Origin of the sequence: Bradyrhizobium sp., assembly GCF_049581145.1 — a bacterium.
GTDB lineage: Bacteria > Pseudomonadota > Alphaproteobacteria > Rhizobiales > Xanthobacteraceae > Bradyrhizobium.
Genome location: NZ_JBAURI010000660.1, coordinates 1 through 2,219 on the forward strand (window position 1 = coordinate 1; position 2,219 = coordinate 2,219).

3 protein-coding genes are annotated in these 2,219 nt (G+C 66.5%); all 3 read right to left on the bottom strand.

Going from position 1 to position 2,219, the window contains the following annotated elements:
* Positions 1–515 (bottom strand): cysteine hydrolase family protein (locus WCB02_RS21640; protein WP_423961264.1); only part of this gene is annotated, 515 nt, incomplete at its 3' end.
* Between the two features lie 30 nt (positions 516–545).
* Positions 546–1,472, bottom strand: coding sequence for an ABC transporter permease (locus WCB02_RS21645; RefSeq protein ID WP_423961267.1), 927 nt, complete (start codon positions 1,470–1,472; stop codon positions 546–548).
* Between the two features lies 1 nt (position 1,473).
* Positions 1,474–2,219, bottom strand: a 746-nt coding sequence (locus tag WCB02_RS21650) for an ABC transporter permease (RefSeq protein WP_423961269.1), incomplete at its 5' end; no start/stop codon positions are given.

Genomic DNA, 2,219 nt, shown 5'->3' on the forward strand with positions numbered 1-2,219 from the left:
GTGTGGACGCAGACATCGGTGGTGATGCCGGTCAGCACGATGTTCTGAACGCCCCAGAGCCGCAGCATCAATTCGAGATCGGTAGCGCAGAACGAGCCCTTGCCGGGCTTGTCGATGATCGGCTCGCCCGGCAACGGCGCAAGCTCGGGAATGATGTCCCAGCCCGGTTCGCCGCGCACCAGGATGCGCCCGCACGGGCCGGGGTCGCCGATGCCGGCGCCGATCTGGCGCGAGCGCCAGCGTTTGTTGGCGGGCAGATCCGAAAGATCAGGGCGATGACCTTCGCGGGTATGGATGATGTGAAAGCCTTGCCCCCGCATCGCCGCCAGCAGCCGCTTGATCGGCTCGATCGGCGCCCGCGTCAGCGACAGGTCATAGCCCATCTTGTCGACGTAGCCGCCGACGCCGCAGAAATCGGTCTGCATGTCGATGATGATCAGCGCGGTGTTGTCGGGGCGGAGGTCGCCATTGTAGGGCCAGGCATAGGGCTCGGACTTGATGGTGCGCTCGGGCATGTCGGTCGCCTCGTTGGATTGCACGTTCGGTTAGCGGGTGATCGAGAGCTCCGCCGGTGCGCCGGTCAGCGTGCGTTTCGGCGAGCAGGTGATGATCATGATCGCCAGCGTCAGGATGTAGGGCGCGGCGTTGAACAGGTGATAGCCGGAGGTGACGCCGACCGATTGCAGCGCCGGTCCGAGCGCCGCGGCGCCGCCGAACAATAGCGAGGCCCACAGGCACAGCATCGGGTCCCAGCGCGCGAAGATCACGAGCGCGACCGCGGTGATGCCCTGTCCGCTCGATAGGCCCTCGTTCCAGCTGCCCGGATAGAACAGCGACAGGAACGAGCCGCCGATCCCGGCAAGGAAGCCGCCGGCCATGGTGGCGCGCAGCCGGATCAGGAGCACGGAATAGCCCATGGCGCGCGCGGCGTCCGCGCTTTCGCCGGCGGTGCGGATCAACAGGCCCCATCGCGTGGTGCGGAACGCCCAGTACAGGATCGGCGCCAGCACCACGCCGATCAGGAACAGCACGTTGATGCGCAGCGCGGCGCGGACCTGTGCGATATCGCTCCACCAGCCGAAATCGATCGCCGGCAAATGCGGCGCGGACGGCTCGATCAACGGCTTGCCGAGAAAGAACGCGAGCCCGGTGCCGAACAGCATCAGCGCGATGCCGACCGCGACGTCATTGACGCGGGGCAATGAACAAATCCCGGCATGCAGCGCGCCGAGCAGAGCGCCGGTGATGCCGGCGGCGAGCACGCCGAGCCATGGCGAGCCGGTCAGATAGGAGGTGCCATAGGCGCTCATCGCGCCCATCACCAGCGTGCCCTCGAGGCCGAGATTGATCCGGCCCGACCGCTCGGTGATGCATTCGCCGAGGCTGACGAACAAGAACGGGGTCGAGACGCGGATCGCGCCGCCAAACACCTCGAGCGGAACAGTCCAGAGCCCAATGCTTCCGTCTGCCATCTCAGGATTTGCCTTTCAGAAAGCCGATCCGTCCGTACAGCGCGTCGCTCGCCAGCACGAACACGAAGATGATGCCCTGCAGCACCAGCACCGAGGCATCGGGCAGACCGAGCCGGCGCTGCAACAGGCCGCCGCTGGCGCTGATGCCGCCGAGCAGGATCGCGACGGGAATCACCGCGAGCGGGTTCTGCCGCGCCAGGAACGCGACCAGGATGCCGGTGTAGCCGTAACCGGCGGCGAGATTGGCGTTGGTGCGGCCTTCCTCGGCCGCGACCTCGACCATTCCCGCAAGCCCCGCCGAGGCGCCGGCGAGAAAGCAGATCGTGAGGACCAGCCTGCCGACCGATAATCCGACGATCCGTGCCGCACGAATGTTGCCGCCGGCGACACGGGCGGCGAAGCCGAAGGTGGTGTGATAGATCAGGATATAGGCCAGGAGCGCGGCGATCAGGCCGAACGCCAGCCCCCAATGCACCTCGGTGCCGGGGATATATCCGATCATGTTGGCCGCGCCGATCTCGCGCGTCGACGGCTTGTTGAGACTGGCGGGGTCCCGCATCGGACCCTCGACCAGATGGTTCAGGATCGCGAGCGCGATATAGACCAAGAGCAGGCTGGAAATCGTCTCGTTGACGCCGCGGTATTGCCGCAGCGCGCCCGAGAGCATGATCCAGAGGCCGCCGCCGATCATGCCGGCTGCGGCCATCGCCAGTTGCACGATGAGCGGCGGCATCGACTGCAGCAACA